General features: G+C 44.0%; 16 protein-coding genes. 5 read left to right on the top strand and 11 right to left on the bottom strand.

Annotated features, from left to right (window positions below; all coding sequences use genetic code 11):
- Positions 1-44: 44 nt before the first annotated feature.
- From ACQRBN_RS10345 to ACQRBN_RS10315, 7 genes are all read right to left on the bottom strand, one after another.
- A complete protein-coding gene (locus ACQRBN_RS10345) occupies positions 45-374 on the bottom strand; it encodes a hypothetical protein (RefSeq protein ID WP_427738899.1) in 330 nt (109 codons plus the stop codon).
- Between the two features lie 131 nt (positions 375-505).
- Entirely contained in the window at positions 506-1,783 is a 1,278-nt protein-coding gene (locus tag ACQRBN_RS10340) for a serine dehydratase subunit alpha family protein (protein WP_427738898.1), read from the bottom strand.
- Between the two features lie 157 nt (positions 1,784-1,940).
- Entirely contained in the window at positions 1,941-2,339 is a 399-nt protein-coding gene (locus ACQRBN_RS10335) for a LytTR family transcriptional regulator DNA-binding domain-containing protein (protein ID WP_427738897.1), read from the bottom strand.
- Between the two features lie 255 nt (positions 2,340-2,594).
- Entirely contained in the window at positions 2,595-4,547 is a 1,953-nt protein-coding gene (locus ACQRBN_RS10330) for a fructose-1,6-bisphosphatase (RefSeq protein WP_427738895.1), read from the bottom strand.
- A gap of 108 nt (positions 4,548-4,655) precedes the next feature.
- Positions 4,656-5,414, bottom strand: a complete 759-nt coding sequence (dapB, locus tag ACQRBN_RS10325) for a 4-hydroxy-tetrahydrodipicolinate reductase (RefSeq protein WP_427738893.1) — start codon at positions 5,412-5,414, stop codon at positions 4,656-4,658.
- A 131-nt stretch (positions 5,415-5,545) separates the two neighbouring features.
- A complete protein-coding gene (gene dapA / locus ACQRBN_RS10320) occupies positions 5,546-6,436 on the bottom strand; it encodes a 4-hydroxy-tetrahydrodipicolinate synthase (protein ID WP_427738892.1) in 891 nt (296 codons plus the stop codon).
- A 74-nt stretch (positions 6,437-6,510) separates the two neighbouring features.
- Positions 6,511-7,140 carry a single-stranded DNA-binding protein gene (locus tag ACQRBN_RS10315; protein ID WP_427738891.1) on the bottom strand — a complete coding sequence of 210 codons (630 nt, stop codon included), beginning with the start codon at positions 7,138-7,140 and terminating at the stop codon, positions 6,511-6,513.
- Positions 7,141-7,334: 194 nt separating this feature from the next.
- On the opposite strand from ACQRBN_RS10315, the gene typA reads away from it, so the two are divergent.
- From typA to hpf, 4 genes are all read left to right on the top strand, one after another.
- Positions 7,335-9,158 carry a translational GTPase TypA gene (gene typA / locus ACQRBN_RS10310; protein ID WP_427738890.1) on the top strand — a complete coding sequence of 608 codons (1,824 nt, stop codon included), beginning with the start codon at positions 7,335-7,337 and terminating at the stop codon, positions 9,156-9,158.
- Positions 9,158-10,063, top strand: coding sequence for a phosphatase PAP2 family protein (locus ACQRBN_RS10305; protein WP_427738889.1), 906 nt, complete (start codon positions 9,158-9,160; stop codon positions 10,061-10,063). Before typA ends, ACQRBN_RS10305 begins: the two co-directional genes overlap by 1 nt.
- Positions 10,048-10,659 carry a transporter gene (locus tag ACQRBN_RS10300; protein ID WP_427738888.1) on the top strand — a complete coding sequence of 204 codons (612 nt, stop codon included), beginning with the start codon at positions 10,048-10,050 and terminating at the stop codon, positions 10,657-10,659. The genes ACQRBN_RS10305 and ACQRBN_RS10300 overlap by 16 nt, the downstream gene beginning before the upstream one ends.
- Before the next feature lie 101 nt (positions 10,660-10,760).
- Positions 10,761-11,297, top strand: a complete 537-nt coding sequence (gene hpf / locus ACQRBN_RS10295; RefSeq protein ID WP_427738887.1) for a ribosome hibernation-promoting factor, HPF/YfiA family — start codon at positions 10,761-10,763, stop codon at positions 11,295-11,297.
- A 74-nt stretch (positions 11,298-11,371) separates the two neighbouring features.
- Here the strand turns inward: hpf and ACQRBN_RS10290 are convergent, their stop codons facing one another.
- Together ACQRBN_RS10290 and ACQRBN_RS10285 are read right to left on the bottom strand one after the other, a co-directional pair.
- Positions 11,372-12,958, bottom strand: coding sequence for an L-serine ammonia-lyase, iron-sulfur-dependent, subunit alpha (locus ACQRBN_RS10290; RefSeq protein WP_427738885.1), 1,587 nt, complete (start codon positions 12,956-12,958; stop codon positions 11,372-11,374).
- Positions 12,959-13,008: 50 nt separating this feature from the next.
- Entirely contained in the window at positions 13,009-13,662 is a 654-nt protein-coding gene (locus ACQRBN_RS10285; protein ID WP_427738884.1) for a YigZ family protein, read from the bottom strand.
- Between the two features lie 148 nt (positions 13,663-13,810).
- Between ACQRBN_RS10285 and ACQRBN_RS10280 the strand changes: the two genes are divergently transcribed.
- Entirely contained in the window at positions 13,811-16,333 is a 2,523-nt protein-coding gene (locus ACQRBN_RS10280) for a transglycosylase domain-containing protein (RefSeq protein ID WP_427738882.1), read from the top strand.
- A gap of 87 nt (positions 16,334-16,420) precedes the next feature.
- Here ACQRBN_RS10280 and ACQRBN_RS10275 read toward each other — a convergent pair whose 3' ends face one another.
- Both ACQRBN_RS10275 and hprK read right to left on the bottom strand, forming a co-directional pair.
- Entirely contained in the window at positions 16,421-17,350 is a 930-nt protein-coding gene (locus tag ACQRBN_RS10275) for an ROK family glucokinase (protein WP_427738917.1), read from the bottom strand.
- A gap of 14 nt (positions 17,351-17,364) precedes the next feature.
- On the bottom strand, positions 17,365-18,291 hold the full coding sequence (gene hprK, locus ACQRBN_RS10270) for an HPr(Ser) kinase/phosphatase (RefSeq protein WP_427738881.1): 927 nt from the start codon (positions 18,289-18,291) through the stop codon (positions 17,365-17,367).
- Positions 18,292-18,307 lie beyond the last annotated feature (16 nt).

Here is an 18,307-nt window from a genome sequence, read left to right as displayed (position 1 = left end):
AAATCAGCAGAAGACTTCCCGCCTTCTGCTGATTGCCTGAATTCTTATCGATTATTGGTGTTATCTGCGTTGTCATTCACGTTATTGTCTGTATTATCACGGTTATTATCTCCATCCAGACCGTCTTCTACATCATCTACACCATCGCGAATGTCATCGCCAATCTCATCCGCTACTCCATCATTATTGTCGTAGCCGTTATCGTTACCATTGGTTGCATCATTAGTGTTATTACCATTTTGATTATTGCTGTCTGTCGCCGCGTTATTATTAGCCGCATTATCATCCGCATTGCCATCATTGCCGCAGGCGGTCAGCCCCAGGATCACTCCTGTACACATAAGGATTAGTACTAATTTTTTGAACTGTTTCATGTTTCAATCTCCCTTTCATGTATATTCATCTATAATCAAGTATTACTTGTTGCTAGTAATATCTGCAAATTACAGAAATATATACTATTTTATGAATGGGATTTTTTTACAGTATGTATTTTCGATGATTCTTATTCCCCAATCATCATCTTAATAATCTCTTCATTCGTCTCTTTCATTCCATCTTTTCCGAGACGTCCGATATTCGTAATCGTAGCTTCAACACCTGATGTAACAATTCCATCCCCAGCATAGAACTGTTGACCACGCAGGAACATATTATATCCCAGAATACCTGCGTCTACAGATGCTGCTATCTTCGCTGCACAGGATGCCTTTGCACCGTCGCAGACCATACCGGATACGATTGCTAACGCATTGACTACCGTATGGATCACTTCTTCATACCCGCCACCACACAAGTATGCAATTCCTGCACCTGCCGCTGCTCCGGCACTGACGGCACCACAATAAGCAGATAATCTTCCGATGCCTGTCTTCTGATGAATCGCTACAAGGTTCGACAATGCAAGCGCACGGTATGTCTTCTCTTCGTCCACTTTCAGTTCTTTCGCATATTCCAGAACCGGAAGCGAGCAGGTCATACCCTGGTTGCCGCTTCCTGCATTGATGATTACCGGAAGTTCACATCCGTTCATACGAGCATCGGAGCCTGCTGCCGCCATAGCCTTTGCACGGCTTCGCACATCCTGCCCATAAGTATCAAGTAAGACTTTGCCGATATTCGCGCCATAATCCCCTCTTAAGCCCTCTTCAGCAATCGCTGTATTATACTCAATCTGTCGGTGAATTGTCTCATAGATATCCTGCACATCCACCGTATTAATAAAGTCCCAGATGCTCTTCATATCCAGAAGACTTCTGTCGGTAAGTCCTTCCTCACTCTCGCCCTCTACGGGAATCGCAAGGAGTTCCTCGCCGTCTTTCTCCACAAGCACAATATTGGTATGATAGTTCGCAATACGTACTTTTGCGTAAGCATCGCCTTTGCTGACCGTCACGATAATATCGAAAGTAATTCCATGATCGATATGCTCCACCGTGATCGGTGTCTTATCCAGAAACTCAACCATCTGACCGATCTGTTCTCCTGACACTTCTGCGATTACTTCCAGTTCTTTTTCCGCCTTTCCAGCTATGATCCCTGCGGCTGCCGCTGCAGGAATTCCTTTTAGGTGGTTCGTATTCGGAACAATTACGCTTTTCACATTCTTAATAATGCTTCCGCTCGCTCCTATATCCACTTTGTCAGGGATACACCCCAGAACCTCTCTTGCCTTTGCTGCTGCATATGCGAGAGCGATCGGCTCCGTACACCCCATTGCCGGAACCAGTTCTTCTTCCAGTATCTGGACATATGCCTGATACTTTTCATCTGTTCTCTGCATTTTCTGCCTCCTAGTTTCTAATAAATTTTCTTTCTCTCATTATAATTACTATATTATCTACTGTCAACAATCCACCTGTTGTAGAGAAACGCTCTATTCCAGCACAAAATCGCATCTATATTGAAAAAGACAGTGATACGAACCTGTCCCATCCACATCACTGCCTCTCCCAATATCGCCGAATCTTTTCTTTCACTTCCACGCTTTTCGTCCTGCTTATTTCTACCTGCATCTGATTATCCAGATAGATCTTATTTCCCTGTAATCTGACAACATGGCACATGTTGACTATTATCCCTCTCGCTACAAGAACGAATTCACAACGATCCAGTTCCTGCTCCAACTGTTCCAAAGATACCTGTTCTTTGCACTCTCCTTCCTTAGTTGTATACTGGACATATTTCGTTCCCTTTATTTTGGAGATGCAGATAATATCATCACAAAATAATTTCCGACTATTACCACTTGTGTTTATAAGCCGATAAGGCTTTTCACCATTTTCAACTTTTTTATTATATTGGAGATAGATCAGTCTCTCCACTTCTAATACATTCATTCCTCATCCTCCATATCCGTGCTTCATCCATACCCAGCAATCTCTGTCAGACTCCTCCCCAGGCTAAAAACACTATTCATCATAGCACATATCCTCTATAAATCATGGCTTCCGCCACGAATGGTATCTTTTTATACCATAAAAAGACCCACAAATTAGTTCTAAAACTTTTAAAAACCAATTCATGGGTCTTTACTTTCACTTATGAAACAAAAATATTTCCTCTTAATAACTGCCGAAAACAGGCATCACTCCTTACACCCGTTCAGCAATCTGACCACTTCTATATGCCTCCAGCAGCACCTCCAGATCCGCAATCTGCTCTTTCAGATCCCGCCCGATATCTGTATCGCCTACCAATTTCCGCTCTAGTACACGATTCACAACCGTACTGTCAGAATGGATATCGCTCTCTTTTTCAATCGCCGCTTCTGTGGACTCAAAAGGCTCGTGAGCGGCCAGAATCAATCCATAGGAATTCGAGATCAGCGTATATCCCGCAATTCCGGTCTCCTTCTGATATGCTCTTGAGAATCCTCCGTCAATAACCATCACTTTGCCGCCGCACTTGATCGGATTCTCTCCGTTCTTACTCTTCACCGGAACATGTCCATTGATAATATGCGTTCCTTCTGTCGGCAGACCGAATTCTTTCAGGATTCCATTGATCACTTTCTCATCTTCCAGGAGATTATAATATGGATTCTTCTTCTCCTTATGCGTCTCCTTCTCCGCCAGGAAATACCGTTCAAAAGTCGCCATCTTATCCTTGCCGAACAACGGTGAATTCACACTCAGCCAGATGTACCACATCATGTCCTTGCCTCGTTCTTTCTCTTTGGCATCCAGTGCATAGAATCCTTTCCTTACATAACTTTCAAGAACTTCATACAAACCTTTTCCCTTATAGGAACTGCCATAGATTCTCACTGTTTTCAAACTTCCATCTTCCTTCAGCGGAACACAGCCATGATATAACAAGTTATTATTATATACCTTGTAAAGAGCACCTTTATTCAACAGGAAGCGCATATGACGCTGCAGTTTCTCACAATTCTGGAAGGCACGTTCCAGTCGTTCCATGATATCTTCTTCTTCTTTGGTCAGCGCATACGGTCTCTTCGGGTCAATCGTTGGGAAATTCTTATCCAGCATCTCATAAGTCTTGCCTTCAATCTCAATCGTTCCCTTCTCATAGTCAATATGATGAAGCAGATTCCTGTCATCCATCTTGAACCCCGGATTCTTCTTAATAATCTGTCCCTCCACCTTGAACTGAATGATGGAGATTGCCTTATGCATCTTAATATCCATCAATTTTTCATTCTGGCTATGTCCGGAGTCTCCTTTTAATTGGAAACAACTGCACGGATCATCTTTATAAGTATTCAGAGCGAACGTTGCTAGTGGAAGCAGATTAATCCCATAGCCATCCTCCAGTATATCCAGGTTTCCATATCTTGCACAGATGCGGATCACGTTGGCAATACATCCTCTCTGCCCTGCCGCCGCTCCCATCCACAGCACGTCATGATTGCCCCATTGGATATCAACGGAATGATGCTCCATTAATTTATCCATGATAATATGCGGTCCGGGTCCCCTGTCATAGATATCTCCCACAATATGCAGATGATCAACGGTCAGACGCTGAATCAATTCGCTCAGCGCTATAATGAACTCCTCAGCCCTTCCAATCTTGATAATCGTACTGACAATCGCATTATAGTACGATTCTTTATCTGACAAATCCGCCTTCTCCGTGATCAGTTCTTCGATCACATAGGCAAAATCTGTCGGCAGAGCCTTCCTTACTTTAGAACGGGTATATTTGCTCGCTGCACACTTACACACTTCGATCAAACGATACAATGTAATCTTATACCAGTCCTCCATATTGTCTTCTTCTCTCTTGATCCTGTCCATCTTCTCCTTCGGATAATAAATAAGAGTAGCAAGGGTCTGCTTATCCCTGCTACTCATAGTATTCCCGAATACATCGTCGATTTTACGGCGCACTGATCCCGAACCATTCTTAAGAACATGGGAAAATGCCTCATATTCCCCATGAATATCCGTAAGAAAATGCTCCGTGCCTTTCGGCAGATTCAAGATCGCCTGTAAGTTAATAATCTCTGTCGATGCTTTAGCGATGGTTGGATAAAGTTGAGAAAGCCTTTCTAAATAACGCACGTCTAACCCTTTCATAAAATCCTCCCATTGACATTTTGTAATCTATACTCATCTGAACATCCTGCATTCGAGGATTCATGCCTCATGCGTTCTGTTCAGAAAGCATTCATCTCTATGTATCTGCTAAAACTGAATCACGTCTGACATATCATATCTTCCCGCGGGCTTCCCAGCCAAAAACTTCGCAGCTTCTACTGCACCTTTGCCAAATACAGCCTTCGAATAAGCCGTATGCTTGAATTCGATCACTTCATCGGCTCCTGCAAAGATCACTTCATGATCGCCTACAATCGTTCCCCCGCGGACTGCCGAGATTCCAATCTCCTTTTGATCACGTTTCTTACGAACCTGGCTTCTGTCATATACATAAGTATATTCATTATTCATAGCCTCATTAATAGAATCTGCCAGCGCAAGCGCTGTTCCGCTTGGAGCATCCACCTTCTGATTATGATGCTTCTCTACCAGTTCAATATCGAACCCTGCTGGCGCAAGCACCTTCGCTGCATCCTGAAGTATTTTCATCAGCAGATTCACTCCCATGGACATATTCGCAGATTTCAGAACTGCCACCTTCTTCGACGCTTCATCCACTTTCACCAATTGTTCCTCTGAAAGCCCGGTTGTACACAACACCACCGGAACCTGCTTGTCCACACAATAATCCAGCAGCGCATCTACCGCTCCCGCATTGGAAAAATCAATAATTACATCAGCTTTCACATCACACTGATCTATACTTTCAAACACCGGATAATCATTGGCAATCCCTGTATAGGTATCAACTCCTGCCACGAATTCAATCCCTTCATCCGCTTTCACAAGCCCGGTAATCACTTGCCCCATCTTACCATTACATCCATGCATAATCGCTCTTACCATCTTACTGTCCTCCTGACTCTCCATATACTAAAAGGATATCACATGAGTCAAATAAACTCAACCTATGATATCCTTTTAACACTTGTTGGTCTTCGCAGAACTGCGTCCACTATACCAAATATACACTGTAACTAAGCCAGTTTAATCCCAAAATCCCTCATAGCCTGAGCCAAAGATTCTGTATGTGCCGGAGTCAGTTCCGTAAGCGGCATACGAAGCGGTCCGCAATCCTTGCCCATTAGCTGCATTGCTTTCTTAACCGGAATCGGATTCACTTCACAGAACAACTGCTCAACCAACGGAATTGCCTTCAACTGTAATTCTGCACTTCCCTTCACATCTCCTGCGAAAAACTTCGCACAGATATCATGTGTCTCCTGCGGTGCTACGTTAGAAAGTACAGAGATGACACCCTTTCCTCCCAAAGATAACAACGGTACAATCTGATCATCATTACCAGAATACAGATCAATATTGCCATCCATCAGATTCATGATCTTTGCAACCTGAGAGATATTGCCGGAAGCCTCTTTCACACCTACGATATTATCCACATTCTTCACTAAGGCTGCCACAGTCGCAGGCTCAATATTACATCCTGTACGGCTTGCAACACTATACATGATAATCGGCGCTTTCGCTTCTTTTGCAACCGCAGTATAATGTGCGATCAGGCCAGCCTGAGTTGCCTTATTATAATATGGAGTTACCAGAAGAAGTCCGTCCGCTCCATAATCTGCTGCCTCTTTTGACATATCGATTGCAGTTCTCGTGCAATTAGATCCAGTTCCTGCAATGACCGGAATTCTATGCTTCGTACGGTCAATCGCAAACTTCACACATTCCATATGTTCTTCTTCTGTCATTGTGGCAGACTCTCCGGTAGTACCACATATAATAATACTATCTGTTCCGTTCTCACAGTGATAGTCAATTAATTCATCCAGTTTATCGTAATTGATACTCTCATCTTCATTAAACGGTGTGACAATTGCCACGCCGGCTCCTGTAAAAATAGCCATAGTAATCCTCCTGACGTTCATAATGATTTATAGAAATTTTATCATCAATCAAATATGATGTCAATGAAAGACTTCTATTCTTGCAGACACTCTAACTTACTGACAGAGACTTCGTATGCGACTCTCTTTTCCGTCTCTGTCTCTGTTAGTTTCTTAACATATTCTCTGCTCTGAATTCTTCCTATGATCTGAACATGCTCGCCAACCTCAAAACTGGAAGCGAATCTTGCATTCCTTCCCCAGCAGATGCACGGTATGTAGTCTGATTTCCCATAAGGTCTGTTTACAGCCAGCAGAAGATCCGCAATCTCCCTGCCAAGGGGCGTCTTACGGTATACTGGCAATTTGCATATGTAGCCATCCAGGAATATATTGTTCGTCTTCGCTCCGTCCAGTTCCTCCTCGACAAACGATACCTCCCTTACGAATACGGATAATACCAGCCGGTTCTTGAATTCATCATGCCGGTTATAGGACCGGAACTGACCGCTTACCATAATAAATTCTCCGGTATAATCCTGCGACACATCAATCAGCCGCTCCGAGATCATCAACGGGATCCTATCCTCCGAGTTGCTTAACCGCTTCACATTGACATCCACCATATAGAATCCCTCTCCGTACACCTCGTGACTGAAGAAAAATGGGGATGCGATCTCTCCCATAATGGTTACCTGGTTGTTTTCAATAATCTTATCTGACATAATTTTACAATCTCCCTTCCTCTGAATCGTATTTTGAGTTGTCAAGCATCCTGCATATTTTCGCAGGGTCATTACATAGTCTATGAAGGGAGTTTATATTTTAGAACTAAAATACTTGTAAATTTTAAAAAATATGATAAACTAAGAAAGTTGTATAGATTGTATATTAATAGGTAGAGAAAAGGAAGATTGGTATGAAGACAAAACGTGAAGATGTACGTAATATAGCAATTATCGCCCATGTCGACCACGGTAAGACCACTCTGGTAGACGAGTTATTAAAACAAAGCGGTGTGTTCCGCGAGAATCAGGAAGTAGCAGAACGCGTCATGGACTCTAACGATATCGAAAGGGAACGTGGAATTACAATTCTCTCTAAGAATACTGCCGTATACTATAAAGATACTAAGATCAATATTATTGATACTCCTGGACATGCAGACTTCGGCGGAGAAGTAGAGCGTGTTCTTAAGATGGTAAATGGAGTTGTCCTTGTGGTAGATGCTTTCGAAGGTGCCATGCCTCAGACCAAGTTCGTACTGAGAAAAGCCCTGGAACTGGATCTCCCGGTTATCGTGTGCATTAATAAGATCGACCGTCCGGAAGCAAGACCTGACGAAGTTATCGATGAAGTTCTGGAATTATTCATGGATCTTGATGCATCTGACGAACAGCTTGACTGTCCGTTCGTCTACGCATCTGCGAAAGCAGGCGTTGCTGTACTGGATCTTACAGATGAAGAACGGGATATGAAGCCTCTCTTTGAGACTATCCTGAACTATATCCCTGCGCCGGAAGGCGATCCTGAGACAGATACTCAGGTATTGATCAGCACCATCGACTATAATGAATATGTAGGTCGTATCGGTGTCGGCAAGGTAGACAACGGTACCATCCGCGTAGGTATGGACGCAATCGTCGTAAATGAACATGACCCAGAGCGCCAGGAAAAAGTCCGCATCAGCAAGTTATATGAATTCGACGGACTGAATAAAGTAGATGTAAAGGAAGCGACCATTGGCTCCATCGTTGCAATCTCCGGAATCTCTGACATCTCCATCGGTGATACGATCTGTTCCCCGGAGAATCCGCAGGCAATTCCGTTCCAGAAGATCTCTGAGCCAACAATTGCAATGCAGTTTATCGTCAACGACAGTCCATTTGCAGGTCTGGAGGGCAAATACGTAACTTCCCGCCATTTACGCGACCGCCTTTTCCACGAACTGAACACAGATGTCAGCCTTCGCGTAGAAGAGTCCGAAAGCACCGACAGTTTCAAGGTGTCCGGCCGTGGAGAATTACACCTGTCTGTCTTGATTGAGAACATGCGCCGTGAAGGATACGAATTCGCAGTCAGCAAGGCAGAAGTTCTGTATAAAAAGGATGAAAACGGCAAATTACTAGAACCAATGGAAGTTGCATATATCGATGTCCCAGATGAATTCACAGGAACAGTGATTGATAAGTTAAGCCAGAGAAAAGGCGAACTTCAAAATATGGGAACCTCTAATGGCGGATATACTCGTCTGGAATTCAAGATTCCTGCACGAGGCTTGATCGGATACCGCGGCGAATTCTTAACGGATACCAAGGGCAACGGTATCATGAATACTGCTTTTGACGGATATGCTCCATACAAAGGTGACATCCAATACCGCAAGCAAGGTTCCCTGATTGCCTACGAGACCGGCGAATCTGTAACTTATGGTTTATTCAGCGCTCAAGAACGTGGTACTCTCTTCATCGGACCTGGCGAGAAGGTATATTCCGGCATGGTGATCGGTCAGAATGCCAAGACGGATGATATCGAGGTCAACGTATGTAAGACCAAGCATCTTACCAACACACGTTCCTCCAGCGCAGACGAAGCTCTCCGCTTAACACCGCCTAAGATCTTAAGCCTTGAGGAAGCCCTTGATTTTATAGACACCGACGAATTATTGGAAGTAACTCCGAAGACCCTTAGAATCCGTAAGAAAATCTTAGACCCTAAGATGAGAAAAAGAGGAAATAAATAATGACATTTTTATGGCTGTTAGAAGGAATCCGTACTCCTTTCTTAGATAAATTGATGCAATTCATCACATATTTTGGCCAGGAAATGATAATCATAGCGGTTATCTGCGTACTCTACTGGTGCGTGGATAAGCGCTTTGCTTATCTTCTGGGATTTACCTATTTTACCGCAGGGCTGTGCGTACAATCCTTAAAGATTACATTCCGCATTCCCAGACCCTGGGTACTCGATCCGGATTTTACCGCTGTCGAAAGCGCAATCCCCGGAGCAACCGGCTACTCTTTCCCAAGCGGACATACACAAGGCGCCACCTGCCTGTTCTTCCCATTATCATTAAAATCACGAAAAACATGGGTAAAAGGAGTTTGCATCCTTGCTTTCCTGGCAATTGGCTTCTCCCGGATGTATCTGGGATGTCATACGCCAAAGGATGTACTGGTGTCCATGTTCCTCTCCCTTCTGGTATCTGCCGTCATCTGGAAATATCAGACATTCCTGCTGGATGATTCCAGATATCTAAGACAGATTGCCGGCTTCCTGATTGCCATATCACTGGCAGTTGCCGCTTATTCTCTGATTCTGGAAAGAAACGGTACCATCGAAACCAAATATGCTGTGGATTGCTGCAAGGCATCAGGTGCCGGTCTCGGCTTTGCGATCGGATGGTATATAGAGCGGACAAAAATGAACTTTGATACCCGCACCACCAATCTCCTAAGTCAGATTCTGAAACTAGTCATAGGCTTAACCGCGGCTCTTCTGATAAAAGAAGGCTTCTCTATCATCTTCGGAAGTTTTATCTTGGCAAAAATGCTAGAATACTTTATACTTGTCTTATGGGTAGTTGTAATATATCCATATCTATTCACTAAATTATTAAGGAGAGATTTATGCAGCACTTTATAGCCAAGATTTTAAAACGTGTCACAGAGATTCTGGAAGTCTTTATCTCCATTATGCTGGCAATCGGAATCGTTCTGTTGTGCCTGCGGATGGCATCTTCCCTGAGCAACATTCCGCATCTGGATGTATGGCCCAATTATGACGATCTGCTGGAAACTTGTTTCAACCTGATCATCGGTGTAGAGTTGATCCGCATGATGTATTACCACACACCAAATACCGTTTTCGAGGTATTGCTTTTTGCAATTGCCCGTCAGATTATCATCGACCATTCTTCTATCTGGAGCAGTCTGGTTGGTGTATGTGCAATCGCAGTACTATTCGCTACCCGCAAATATCTCTTCTGCGATTTTGATGTTGCAGAAGCAACTATCTTCCGGGCAAGTGCCAAAGCCTCTTCCATCAGCAAACTGCTTGGAATCCATATTCCACATGAAAAAGGCGAGACGCTGCTGGATGTCTTCAACAAAAAACTCGAAGAGACCGGTGCGGGCGCTAATATAGGGACATGCGTCTATTTCACCGACTTTGGTCTAAGAGTTGCCAAAAAAAATGGCGAAAAAATTACAAGAATTGAAGTAATACGTGCTATACATTAGTGTTCAAACGTGATATACTACATATATCAGATAGATTGCCAGTTAGAATACTAATTGTCTGACTAATTATCTGAAATTATGTCGAAAAGGAGTTGGACAGCATGAAGTTTATCATTATTGGAAAGAACATCGATGTAACGCCTGGCTTAAGAGAAGCCGTAGAGAGCAAGTTAGGAAAATTAGAAAGGTATTTTACTCCTGATACGGAAATCCACGTAACATTGAGTGTACAGAGGGAACGCCAGAAGATTGAGGTAACCATTCCTGTAAAGGGCGATATTATCCGTTCCGAACAGGAAAGCAATGATATGTATGTATCCGTTGATCTGGTAGAAGAAGTAATTGAGCGTCAGCTTCGCAAATATAAGAACAAGTTAATTGCAAGACACCAGGAAGGCGGCAACTTCAATCACGCGTTCTATGAGCATGAAGATGCTATTGAAGATGATGACGAGATTAAGATTGTCCGCACGAAGAAGTTCGGATTTAAGCCGATGTATCCGGAGGATGCATGTGTACAGATGGAACTTTTAGGACATGACTTCTATGTATTCTGCAATGCAGAAACCGATGAGGTGAATGTTGTATACAGAAGAAAGAATGGAACCTTTGGGTTGATTGAGCCGGAATTTTCATAGGGTTGCCAAGTAAAAAGCACATAAAAAGAAGGCGTTGATTCGTTTTGGGATCAACGCCTTTAACAACCTCATAATTAATCTCCTTCAAAATGTCTCTCCGTTTTCCTTAATATTTCCAAAGCCGTCTTTGTCTTTCCCAATCCGCCAAATGTACAGCGAAGTTCTAACGGCAGAGATAATCCAATCTCATAAATCGCTTTTATCGTCTCATCTAACGGGATAACTTTATCATACCCTGCCAGCACCATATTGGCACTGGAGATTGCATTGCTTCCTCCCATAATATTCTTTCCAAGGCACGGAACCTCCACGCGATTTCCTACCGGATCACAAGCCAGACCAGTAATATTCTGAAGTGCAACCGATGCACCATCCATACACTGAGAGATATTGCCGTGCATCATCTGAACGATCGCCCCCGCCGCCATACCAGAACCTGCCCCGCACTCTACCTGGCATCCACCTACTTCCGCAGAAAATGTAGCCTGCTCCGCAAAAAACACACCGATTAAGCCCGCAACAAAAAGCCCTTTTATCATCTCTTCTCTTGAAAGATTCATCGCCCTTCCAAGCCCTATCACGGTTCCCGGAAGACATCCACAAGAGCCGCAAGTCGGCGCCGCAACAATCAATCCCATAGAACTTTTCATCTCCATGACCGCTGTAATACTTTTAATCACCATATTAAGCAGATCACAGGGAACCAATTTCCCATCTCTTTCAGCCTCATCAATTCGATGTGACTGCGCACCCAGAATTCGGTCCTTATATTCTGTTCCGGCAAGTCCTCCGTCTATGGCATCTTCCATAATCGATAAAATATTTTCCATCTGGGCAAAAACCCTATCCACACTAACTTTTCCACGGCAACTCTCATAATACGCCCCATATTCCCATGCTTCCATCGGATGTTCTTTTGCATACTCAAGAAGTTCTGCCGCATTAGAATATGGCACTTTACATTCCCCGCTAGAATGAGTCGGAAGCACTGGTTCTAAATACATAATATCTAAAACACCGTCTAATGCCTGTATATCGTCCATCACGCCTTTCTTAAGCGGCTCAGCATATTTCAAATTAATAAGGGAGCGCTCCTCTCCCTCACTTTTCAGTGTAAAATCACTGTTTCCTGCAATTTCTTTGATTTTCACTTCCCATTTCTCAGACGAAACCTCAGTAATATTGCAGATAACAACCAGTTCATAGAAATCTCCACAGATATTTACGTCAAACTCCTCTAATCTCTGCATCTGAATCATACCGCCTCCTGCAGCGATCGCTTCCCAGTGGCGACACAGACCTTTCTCATCTGTTACTTCCATCCGGTAATTTCCTGGATGTACTGCTCCATAATCCAGAATGCGGTATTCAATCTCAATCCCCCTTTCTTTTGCCAGGCGTTCATACTGATCGACAGCCGGATCTGAAAGTTCCATATCCATCAGTCCACAAGCAAATCCCATATCTGTACCATGTCCTTCATGAGAAGCAGCTAATGACCCATTCACATCAAAATCTACAACGGCTCGCACAACCTTGCCCCTCATAGACTGTCTCACCAGAGAAGCTATCCTGGCTCCTCCAGCCACATGAGAACTTGATGGTCCTCGCATAATCGGACCGATCACATCATTAAATATACTACATGGCAGTTTTTCCATAAACGTATCCTCCCGATTTTATCTATAGTTCCCTACTTCCGCCTGCTCTATCACTCTATTACCTTTACTTCCCCATTAATCTCCGCAAAGTAGCACTCCGCTCCTTCTTCCATCTTAGCCTGCCCATTGGTTCCTTCAGTAATCTCTGATTTGATGATATACAGCAAACTCCCGGGAACCAGAGCCTCCAGGTCTACTTTGTCAGTGTAGACAGAATCCAGAATCTGCAAGCCCCTCTGCCCCAGAATGTACTGGATTTTTCCTAATCCGGTATAATCTGTAGTAATATGGAGTTTAAGTCCCTGGATTTTGGTTATAATCGCAGATGAGGCCAAGCCCTCCTTGGTCGCAGATGAGTATGCACGGACTAGCCCGCCGGTTCCAAGCAGCGTACCTCCAAAATACCTCGTTACAACAACGACAACATTATGAAGTTCCTCTCCCAGCAGGACATCCAGCATTGGTTTTCCTGCAGTACCGCCGGGCTCCCCGTCATCGCTGAACCGCTGCAACTCACTACGCTCCCCGATCACATAAGCAAAACAATTATGCCTCGCATCCCAATACTTCTTTCGCATCGCCTCAATAAACTGCAATGCCTCCTCCTCCGACTCCACCGGAGCCACCGTAGCAATAAACCGAGATTTCTTCTCCACAATCTCGCCCTCTCCACCTTGATACACTGTTCTATACTCTGCCACCATAAAATTAAGATCCTTTCATATGTCCTGATACATAATATAATAACGAATTTCTTAAGATTTTCCTACTGAAATATGAACTTTTTATTTTTTCCTTTATTAAACTACGTTTGTTTGCTATAATAACTTGGTATGAAGGAGGCTTAAACACATGAATTATGGTAAGAAAAAAGCTTCGCAAAAGCAAAAAAAGATAACGTCCAAATCCACGATGCAGGGAAAGCGAATCGGCGTAAGACTTTTTAAAGCATTTCTTCTCTGCCTGATAGTTGTGGCAGTAGTCGGAGTGATTGGCGTCGGTGTATTTGCCAAGAAGATTATTGACAATACCCCCGAAGTTTCCCCTGACGATGTTAAGCCTAAGGGCTTCACTACATTCGTTTATGCCGATGATGGCACAACAGAATTGGAACGTTTCGTATCTTCAGGTGCTAACCGTGTATATAAGACCATCGATGAGATACCCGAAGATCTGCAACATGCTTTTGTCGCTGTCGAAGATGAACGATTTTATGATCACAATGGTATTGACCTTCAGGGTATTGCCCGTGCAGCAGTAATCGGTATTACTTCCGGAGACTTCTCACAAGGTGCAAGTACTCTTACACAACAGTTGATCAAGAACAATGTATTCACGAACTTTATGGATGAGAAAACTTTCTATGATCGTCTTGAACGCAAACTCCAGGAACAGGTGCTGGCCGTTCAGATTGAGAAGCAGATGGACAAGAATGAGATTCTGGAAAGTTATCTGAATACAATCAACCTTGGTCAGAACTGTCTGGGTGTACAGGCTGCTGCAAAAAGATATTTTGGAAAAGATGTAAACGACCTGACCTTATCCGAATCTGCAGTAATTGCCGGTATCACACAAAATCCATCAGGATATAATCCAATCACGAATCCTGAGGATAACGCCAAACGTCGGGACAAAGTATTAAAAGATATGCTGGAGCAAGGCTACATTGATCAGACTGCCTACGATGAGGCTAAGGCTGATGATGTCTATTCAAGAATCCAGACCGTCAACAACACGGTTACGGATGACAACCCGTACAGTTATTTTGTAGACGCCCTTGCACAGCAGGTAATGCAGGATCTGAAGGATCAGCTTGGCTATACAGATACACAAGCATACAACGCAGTATACAGTGGCGGATTAAGTATATACTCTACTCAGAACCAGACGATACAGCAGATCTGTGATGAAGAGATGAACAATGACGCTAACTACCCTGGTCTAAAAGAATATGGTCTGGACTGCGCGATTACCGTTACCAGAGCAGACGGAAGCGTAGAGAATTACAGTTCCGGTCATATTAAACAGTATGTAAAAGCGGCTTATGGAGATGAGCAGGGACTTCTCTATTCCAGTGAAGAAGCAGCCCGTGCAATGGTTGAAGAATGGAAATCAACGATCGCACAGGAAGGCGATACGTACGATGAAGTAATCAATATCACACCTCAGCCACAAGCTTCTGTCACTATTATTGACCAGACCACAGGTCAGATTAAAGCAATGGTCGGTGGTCGAGGCGCGAAAGCAACCAGCCTTGGGCTGAACCGTGCTTACAAAGGCTCCACAAGACAGCCTGGATCTTGCTTTAAGATTCTTGCTTCTTATGCTCCCGCATTAGATTCCTGCGGAAAGACATTGGCTACCATTATCAAGGACGAGCCTTATACATTGAAATCCGGACAGAATCTTAGGAATGCGAATGGACGCTATGGCGGAGACACAACAATCCGTAAAGCAATTACATGGTCTATCAACGTATGTGCAGTAAAATTAAGTGATGAGATTACTCAGGAACTTGGCTTCGAGTACTGTGAGAAATTCGGTATTTCTTCTCTTGTAAAGAACAAAGAGATTAATGGTGATATCTACAGTGATATCTCACAGACCCTGGCTCTTGGCGGTATTACCGATGGTGTTTATAACTATGAGATGTGCGCTGCTTATGCCACAATTGCTAACGGCGGTGTCTACCATACACCAACTCTGTATACGAAGATTCTTGACCATGACGGCAATGTACTGCTGGAAGGTACAGGAGAGACTCGTACCGTCATCAAAGACAGTACCGCTGCTCTTCTCACAAGTGCAATGCAGGATGTAGTTAATTCCGGTACAGGTACTGCCTGCCAGTTAGATAACATGCCAGTTGCAGGTAAGACGGGTACAACCTCTTCTAATAAGGACTTATGGTTTTGTGGATTTACACCATATTACACATGTGCTGTATGGGGTGGCTATGACGATAATAAAGAATGTAACTATGATACCAACTTCCGTTTCCGCATATGGAGAAGTATTATGAGCCGAGTGCATGCGGGGCTGGAACCAAAAGACTTCACGATGCCGGCATCTGTTGAGAAGAAGACGGTCTGCTCCATCAGCGGTTTGCTTGCTGTCGATGGCAGTTGCCCTGGAATTACGGAATATTTCGCAACGGATACACTGCCTACTGAGCGTTGTCCTGGACATGCTTCCTCGGAGCCTGAAGATGAAGAAGGCGAAGATGATGGTAATGATCCAGAAAATCCTACAACACCTACAACTCCGAACGGCGGTACAACACCAACTCAGCCTACAATTCCGGAGCAACCGACAACTCCGGAACAGCCTACAGATCCATCCGGAGGCGGCGGTGCTGAAGGCGGTGCCCAATAGAATACTACAGAATAAAAAATCAGCAGAATCACATATGATGATTTTGCTGATTTTATTATTCTATTATTAATCCTTAAGCACTGTATTCTACAGGATCAACTTCGCTGCTCCACAGATTCCTGCATCATTGCCAAGCGTAGCCAACACAAATTCTGTCTCCTTATTAGCAAAGAATGCCTTCTCCTTAAAATATTTCTCCACATATCCAAGAAGAATCTCTCCTGCCTTGGACACGCCACCACCAATTACAATCACCGCCGGATCTGTAACTGCCGCAAGATTCGCCATCGCATGACCCAGATAAGAACCGAATTCCTCTACAATCTCTTCTGCTACTTTATCACCATCTTTTAACGCATCAAATACCGCTTTTGCACTAATCTCCTGTCCTCTTAACAGAGACGCAGCATCATCTGCCTGAAGCCTCTTATTCGCAAGTCTGGTGATTCCTGTCGCTGATGCATACTGCTCCAGACATCCCTGATTACCGCATCCGCAATGATCTGTCTCCTCGTAATTCACACACAGGTGACCAATCTCTCCGCCTGCTCCATGCGCACCTACAAGCGGCTGTCCATTCACGATAACACCGCCGCCGACACCGGTTCCTAATGTTACCATGATCATATTCTCCTGCCCTTTTCCTGCACCCAGCCACATCTCGCCAAGTGCTGCCACATTCGCATCATTGCCTACCGCAACCTTCATGCCTGTCAGTTCTTCCATCTCACGGCGTACTTCTTTATAGCCCCAGCCAAGATTCGCCGTATTCTGTACGATTCCCTTCGCGTCTACCGGCGCCGGAATTCCGATTCCAATTCCAGACATCGAAGAGGCGTCAATCCCTTTCTCCTCTATCTTCTGCTTCAGAGATTCCGCTACGTCCGGAAGAATTGCCTCCCCCTTATTCTCAGTTCGGGTCTTGATCTCCCATTTATCCAGAAGTTCGCCATCCGTCTTAAAAAGCCCTATTTTAACCGTTGTTCCACCAATATCCACACCAAAACAATATTCCATAGCCATATATCCTCCTATTTTCTTGTAAGATTCTGCTGTACACGCTTATACAGTTCCTGAGCCGCATTATATCCCATCTTCTTCTGTCTGTGGTTGATTGCAGCTGTCTCAACAATAATCGCCAGGTTACGTCCCGGACGGATCGGAAGCTGATGGCATACTACCTTATTGCCTAAGAATTCCGTATACTCTTCTTCCAGCCCCAGGCGGTCATACTTCTTCTCTTTGTCCCAGTCTTCCAGTGTAATGACAAGATCAATGTTCTGCGTCTCTCTTACACTCTGCACACCAAATAACGTCTTAACATCCACAATACCAATTCCACGCAATTCAATGAAATGTCTTGTAATATCCGGTGCCGTTCCAACCAGTGTCTCATCACTCACCTTCCGAATCTCTACCACATCATCACTAACAAGACGATGTCCACGCTTAATCAGTTCCAGTGCCGCCTCACTCTTACCGATACCACTTTCGCCCATGATCAATACGCCAACACCATATACCTCGACCAGAACACCGTGGATAGAAATACAGGGTGCCAGTTCAACATTCAACCAACGGATAATCTCTGCCGTGAATTCAGAGGTCTTCTTATCCGTACTATAGACTGGAACATTCTCCTTCTCAGCCATCTCAAGAAACATCGGCTCCGGCTGCAGGCTTCGTGAAAATACCACACATGGAATCTGATAAGAAAGGAATTGTGCATAGATCTCTTTCCTATGTTCTTCATCCATCTTCTCCAAAAATGTATATTCCACATATCCGATCAACTGGACACGGCTGGAATCAAAATGTTCGAAATATCCAGCCAACTGTAATGCCGGTCTGTTAATATCCGGAATTGTAATCTTGATATCCGACACTTCAACGTTAGGAGTGAGATTCTTAAGATTCATCTTCTCTATCACTTTTTTTAATTCAACTTTACTCGCCATAACCTTCTCCTTCATA

This window comes from Bariatricus sp. SGI.154, assembly GCF_050313795.1.
GTDB lineage: Bacteria > Bacillota > Clostridia > Lachnospirales > Lachnospiraceae > CAMBRQ01.
This window is presented reverse-complemented; position numbering and strand designations above follow the sequence as displayed.